Origin of the sequence: Mucilaginibacter aquatilis (assembly GCF_009755275.1) — a bacterium.
GTDB lineage: Bacteria > Bacteroidota > Bacteroidia > Sphingobacteriales > Sphingobacteriaceae > Mucilaginibacter > Mucilaginibacter aquatilis.
The window spans coordinates 476,298-483,532 of sequence record NZ_WQLA01000004.1; the positions used below are offsets into that span (position 1 = coordinate 476,298).

2 protein-coding genes are annotated in these 7,235 nt (G+C 38.5%); both read right to left on the reverse strand.

What is annotated here, in order from left to right:
• Window positions 1-21: 21 nt before the first annotated feature.
• On the reverse strand, window positions 22-2,214 hold the full coding sequence (locus GO816_RS12740) for a fasciclin domain-containing protein (RefSeq protein WP_157542308.1): 2,193 nt from the start codon (window positions 2,212-2,214) through the stop codon (window positions 22-24).
• 302 nt (window positions 2,215-2,516) lie between these two features.
• Window positions 2,517-6,908 carry a hybrid sensor histidine kinase/response regulator transcription factor gene (locus tag GO816_RS12745; protein ID WP_157542309.1) on the reverse strand — a complete coding sequence of 1,464 codons (4,392 nt, stop codon included), beginning with the start codon at window positions 6,906-6,908 and terminating at the stop codon, window positions 2,517-2,519.
• Window positions 6,909-7,235: the final 327 nt, after the last annotated feature.

Sequence of the window (7,235 nt, forward strand, 5' to 3'; positions counted from 1 at the left end):
ATAATTTGTTTATGGTGTAGTTTAATTTGCGTTAAACTTCAAAAAAGTGTCGAGCAAATGAATCACCGTGCGGTTAGATAAGTTATTGCTGCTGGCTGCCACTACATTTGCGCTCCCACCCATCATATCTTTTACCTGCATGTTGTTAACGCCAACATTAGTAACCGCTACCGTAGTGCTGGTACCGTTAGCTCGCTGCAGCAAGGTTAGAAAGCCTCCCTCCTTTTTACCATCAGGTACAACGGTTGCTTTTTGAATAATGTGGTACCTTATAAAGTTTGCCACCTTATCGCGTCCTATCTGGTCGGTTGGTAATGTTGTTGCCGGTAAGTATCCTTGAGCTATAGCAGCATCAATGGCAGTGTTTGTTGGCGCAAGTACTGTATAAAAAGAGCCTGCCGTAACACCTAAAATTTCACCGTTTGACGTATTGTAAATAGTTGATGCCTTAACATAATCAACAAACTTTTTATAAGGAGAATTTGCCTGGGCTGCTAATGCCTCAAGATGTTTGCCTACTGACAGACTTGGCTCAGAAAGCAGACCGTCAATGTAATAAACTGTACCGTTTTCAGTTTTACGAGAGCTGGTGGCATTTAACACAATACCTGCGTCCCGGTTTCCGGCAGAATAAACTGTGTTATTACTATAACGGATATACTCACCATCATAAGTCTCCAAGATACCGTTACCTGCAATGCTTGTAACATCAGCCCGCACAACCTGGGTATTAATGATACGGTTAAGCTTATCAAGTGCCGATGAACCTGACAATGCAGTTCCACCACCTGGTGGCGTATATCTCCAGGTATTAGCATCCAGGTCATAATTAAAACCAAGGGCTCTCAGCTTTTCATCTGAGGTTAAAAACAGCGTATACTTTAAACTGGTGTTAATAATGTTTGCCTTTAATGCCAGTGTTAAAGCACGGGTCATTAACGAGTAATTAGGATTTAAATAAGCACGACCGAATACCGTGCTAAACACGTTTGCATTTTGCACCTTACTGGTACCATAAAATACACCGTTACTTAACAGCTTTTTATCAACAACATCAGCAGCCGGGTTAAACAAGGCACCTTGCCCCTGTCCGTTGGTTGTGCTTGCAAACTTGCTTGGCCACACAGTTGTTAAAAACATATGAGCATTTAAGAAATCATACATTATTTCTTTTGGCAATGCATCAAGCGATGGATAGTACTCGAGTAATACGTTATTTATATAATCGTTAAGTGCTGTGTTGGTTGGCGCAAACATCGAATAGCCTTCCATCTGCCCATCGTTATCATCCAGCTTCAGGTAGTTTTCGTTATTTGGAGAGTAGGCTAGTCCTGCATCATATAGCTTAACGTAAATGTCTTTTTGTATACCTGTGTTTTCAAGGTTTTTGGCTGTAGCTTCAGGGCTTACAATGTAAGATACCATATACTTGTCAAACAATGATTTGAACAAGCTATACTGAGTGTTGCCATTCAGGTATTGATCAATACTTGGTAGCGGCATTAGCACGCGGTTAATCTCATGTATTACCCCATTTTCGGCAATTATATTGCTGCTTACCACTTGGGCATCGCCCACGCTAAAGCCATTGTAAGGATTTTGTGTATTGAAGTAATTATAGTCGGCCGGTGTAAGATTTTTAGGCGTTAAAAATCTGTCGAGTATGTATGGAACATACTTATTATTGTTATCGCTTACGGTAAAATAAGTGAGTCCGCCTCTGTTATTACGGTTAGAATTAATGAAGGTAATATCCTTGCCGTTATAATTAGTTGTTTGCGGCGCATCGTAATAAGCGGTACGACGTTTGAAAGCCATGTTAGGCACCCAGCCAGTTAGCGCCTGATAGTCAGGAAGCCTATCAGTTTTAAAGGCGTTGAATACCAACGCATATCGTACGATCTTTTCGGCTGTAGAAGCGTCAATATCGGCGGCACTGTTCAGGTTCTTTTCTTTTAAAAACTGGCTGAAAGCTGCATCATTAGCAGCAAACATTGTCCAGAAACCCGCTTTGCTTAATATATCTTTATAACCTGCCTTATCAATACAAACAAGCAGGCTTTTAAAATTCCCGCGCTTTTCCAATTGCTGATATATTGGATCGGCCAGGTTTGCCGGGCGTTCGTAACGCTCATTAAACTCCTTCTTTGTACATGAGTTGAGTAAAAACAGCGCCAATAAAATCAATAATACACTAGGTAAAATTCTCCTCATATAAAATGCATAGTATTACACCTCCACCTTTTGGGCAGCTGGTCTTATGTGAATTATTACTTAAAAATTGGTTCGATGCTGATGCCGGTAATACTAAATTTTAAAAACAGAGGGCTTTAAGTTTATCAAAAAAGTTAAAACGTTGTTCTTTAATGTTTGCCGGGCATCGGCGGTTTATAATTGTACAGCAAACCTAATATGAAAGCACAAATGGAGTTTTTAAAATTTGACAAATAGTTTTTAAAATTTGTCAAATCGCATTTTTTTATGTTGTTTGAAGGGTTTTTAAAAAACTAATTAACTTAAGAATGTGCTTCTTTAAGCGATTTTAAATATTGAGAAGGGGTTTGTCCGTACTTCTCTTTGAAACATGTACTAAAGTAACCTGAGCTGTTAAATCCAATTTGATAGGAGATTTCGGACATATTAAATTCGCCCGAATCAATTAATTGCTTAGCACGTTTAAGTCGCATCTCCTTAACAAATTCAACCGGGGCTAATCCCGTTAAACTCTTAAGCTTTTTATAAAAAGTTGTACGACCTAAGCCCACAGCGCCGGCTACGTCGTCGATGTTAAAATCGCAATCACTCATCCCCTGCTCAACGGTTTCTACCACCAGTTTTAATAGTTCCTCATCCTTTGAGGTAATTAAAATTTCGCCGGGAGACAGTTGTACAAGTTTTTTACTGTTTAAAAGATTAGCGAACATTTGCTTCCGTTGCCTGATCAGGCTTTCAACCAAAACAACTACGTACTCCGTATTAAACGGTTTGGTAACGTAAAAATCAGCTCCATACCGCATTCCCTCAATCTGATGCTCAACTGACGACCGGGCAGTTAACAATACAACTGGTATATGGCTGGTTGACAATTCATTTTTAAGTGCATCAAGCATTGCAATTCCGTCCATCTTGGGCATCATTACATCGCTTATAATTAAATCGGGGTTTAAGATTCTTGCTCTTTCCAGTCCTTCAACGCCATCTGCAGCTGTTTCAACACGATAGTATTCGCTAAGCTGATCGGATAAGAATTTTCTTAGCTCTGTATTGTCTTCCACAATCAAGACTAGCCACTTATTCAAATCTCCGGCATTTTTATAAACCGCCGGCGGCAAATTCTGTGCGGGTTCAACATTTGTTGGTTGATTGGTATCGTAAGATTTATACTCCCCAATGCTTACATTTTGCAAGTTCGTTTTCAACTTAATGGTAAAAGTCATTCCACCATTAGGGTTGTTCTCTGCCGTTATTTGTCCCTGATGAGCATTGATTAACTCTCTTGAGAATGCAAGGCCAATACCTGTCCCTTTTACGTCAGCACCACTGTTAGAGCCTTCATAATATAATTCAAAAATTTCGTTCAGTTTATCGTCAGGCACACCTATCCCTTCATCAATAACTTTGATTGATGTAAAACCATCATTAGCCTGGGTATTAATTGCAACTGAAATGCTTCGTCCCGAAGGCGTATATTTAAAAGCGTTGGCTAATACGTTGTATATAACAATATCCACCTTCTCCTCGTCAACGGGCAGCAAATAAAAAGGCGTATCAATATGAATATTAAAATCAATATCCTTTTCAACTGCAACTTCACTAAAATATGAGGTGGTATTTTTTACTAACTGAACAATGTCTGTTTGTGATAATTTCAAGGCAGCCTTACCCTCTTGCAATTTTCTGAAATCAAGTAACTGATTAATAAAACGCACCATTCTATCGGCGTTTTTATTTACCAGGTTAATGTGCTCACGTCCCTTGGCAGATAGAGTTTCATCTTTCGCAATTTGCTTTAGCGGATTGATTATCAATGTTAAGGGCGTACGTAATTCGTGCGAAATATTGGTAAAGAATCCCACCTTCATAGCCGAAATCTTTTTCTCAACTGCAATACGATGGCGTAACCTGATCATCGTAAATATTACCCGCCTTGCAACCTCAAGCGCTATGCACAGTAAAAGCAGATAAATCAAATAGGCCCACCATGTTTGCCACCAAGGCGGAAGTATGGTGATCACTATACTTTTGTAGGGCTTATTTTTAAACAGATAATTGCTTACCGTACGCACAACAAACCTATACTTTCCAGGAGGAACGTTGGTATAGGTTGCCTGCCTGGCATCTTTAACATAATTCCATTGTTTGTCAAAGCCCTCCAGCTTATAAGCGTACCAAACTTTATTAGCAATTTTATAATTAAGAGCAACGTAATCGATTGAAAACAAGTTCTGATTATGCTTTAACACAATCTTTTGAGATTGATCAATAGCATTTGTTAAAATTGAATCAGCGCTTCCCGGTACTATGCTCTTGTTAGCCACCTTAAAGCCAGTAAATGCGATAGTAGCATTTTGCCGGTTATTTCCTATTTGTTGAGGATTGAAATCAACAAATCCGTTTAGGCAACCTAAGTACAACTGCCCACCCTTTCCTTTTATAAATGCCGATTCCGAAAATTGTGTTTGCGGAAGACCGTCATCATTATTATAGTTTTTAAATGTTTGATTTAGCGGATTGAATTCCGACAAGCCATTTTCCGTAGCAATCCACAAATGTTGTCTGTTATCGGCCGCTATACTTAAAACAATATCATTAGGCAAACCATTAGCAGTTGTGTATACCTGAAATTTAATTTTTTTATTTAAATCAAAGTCAGTTAATGCCTTTTGCAATCCACCACCGAAAGTACCAAGCCACATGGTTCCGCTTGCATCGCGTAAAATGTATTGTACATCGTTAGCTCCTAAAGAGGTTTCGTCTCCGCGCACTTTGGTGTATCTATGAAACTTAAATGTTTCAATACCTTGCGAAGGATTAAAAATTACCAAACCGTTAGTACTGGCAACCCAAATATTCCCTCTTGAATCTTCCTGAAGATGCCTTACGCCGTTAGCACGGGCTTGTGCGTAGTTTTTAAACGAATTATTTTGATTTTTAAATACAGTGTTGTTTCCGTTACGCACTAATAAATTTAGGCCCCCTGCAAATGTGCCAATCCATATTCTGCCTCGCTTGTCTTCCAAAACCGTATACACCAAATTGCTGCTAATGCTATTCTTGTTCAGCGGATCATTAACATGCCTGATTACTTTATACTTTGATGAATCGCTTGCGAGTGGAACCGCCTCTATAAGGCCACTTCCTTTTGTACCTATCCATATGGTACGATTCCTCCCTTCAACTATGCAGTATACTCTATTTAAATCACGTGGATTAAGGTTGATAAACGGATTGGTCTGCTTAACTCCGTTTTTATAAGTGAGTATCTCCCCGGCTTTTGTGCCCACCCATAAAACACCGTTATGATCTTCGCAAAGCGAACGTACTTCGTTGACCGTTTTTGCATCCGCATTTTTATCAACTAATTGGTGATTAAATATTGCCGGATGGAGAATGATTTTGTTAATGCCTCTATCGTAACCACTAAACCAAACAATACCGGTAGGGTCAGTATATAAAGCAGTTACCACATTTGAAAATTGCTGCTCGGCAGTACCTGGCTTATCATGAAAATATTTAAACTCATCAGCAGAACGGTCATAATAACCAAACCCTCCACCTGCCATGCACGACCACAATATGCCGTACGCATCTTCAAACACCTGATAAGTTGTATGTATAACCTGCGTTTCCGCATCTTTCTTTTGAATAAAATGCTTGTACGTTTTATTTGTGGGATTAAATTTTATGATACCTCCACTTGGCTCGAGCCATAGTAAACCATACTTGTCAAGATAAATTTTACGCAGTGTAGCATACCTGGTTACAAATGCTTGTTTTTTACCAGACGTAAGATCATATTGAATTAGTCCTTTACCTGTTGTAGTAAGATAAAGCTTATTACCCTCAAGCTCCAAAGCATTAATACATGCACCATCAGCGGCATTAATTTGATGGAGATTTTTACTAGATAAGTCATAACAAAATACTACACCTTGACGCGTACCAAAGTAAATCTTACTAGCTTGTTGCTTAAAGCAGGTAAAATCAAAACCACTTCCCAATACTTTACAATTTTGGTCGAATGTTAGATTAACCAACTTTTTTCCGTCCTTACATAATGCAGTAATGCCTTTCGATGTGCCAAACCAAAGGTTGAGATTAGAATCTTGGTATAAGAAGTTAATTTCGTTGCCGGCAAGTTGGGCAGAGCCTTTAGCAAATTGGTTGAAAGCCTTAATTGTTACGCGTTCACCAGATTGACCTGAAACGCATAGTGCACCTTGCTTTTGACTAAGCAGCCAGACGTCGCCATCATTTGTAGGAATGATGCGGTCAACAAGAACATCTTTAACATTGGGTAAGGCATTTTTACCTTGTATAGCTAAAAAACCCTCCTTTTTTTTATCGAACCGATAAATTTTGTTATCAAAGGTTTTTACCCACAGGTAGTGAGCTTTATCTTCAACAATTATCCTGATTTTGTTATTCTCAAGGTTTGAACTGTCTCCCGCCCTGCCTTTATAAGTGATAAAGTTATACCCATCGAAACGGTTGATACCATCCCATGTACCAAACCACATAAAGCCTTCAGTGTCTTTTAAAATACAAGTAACCCTATCATGTGATAAGCCGTCTGTAGTGGTGTAATGTTTTAAGTTGTATTTAGGTTGAGCGCATAAACTGAATACCGCTAAACATAAGGTGAACAGCAGCATACTTACAGCGTAAGATTTAAATCTTTGGCTCATAAATCAGGAAGAGTATACAGTTTAAAGTAATTGGTTTGCAGGTAAATATCGTAATAAATATTGGGGTGTAGAATTATATTATTGCGAGAGCTTCACCTTGGAAAAAAATGAAGAGTAGGAGTAGATGAAAGTTTATAAACAGAATTTACATCACCTCATTAATTATAATAATATGAATGAGTAGCTAAGTATGCTACTAGCAATAAGAAAGTATGAAAGGTAAAAGTAAACAATAAAATTTGCTGTTAACAGAAGGAATAAAAGTACGTTTACAGCTGTTATAATAGGCACAAAGCCAAGTCTTGATGGCAATAAACACACTTATCA

Excerpts from the sequence above, each read along its gene's own strand:
- GO816_RS12740 (WP_157542308.1), bottom strand. The coding sequence starts at position 2,214 with ATGAGGAGAATTTTACCTAGTGTATTATTGATTTTATTGGCGCTGTTT.
- GO816_RS12745 (WP_157542309.1), bottom strand. The coding sequence starts at position 6,908 with ATGAGCCAAAGATTTAAATCTTACGCTGTAAGTATGCTGCTGTTCACC.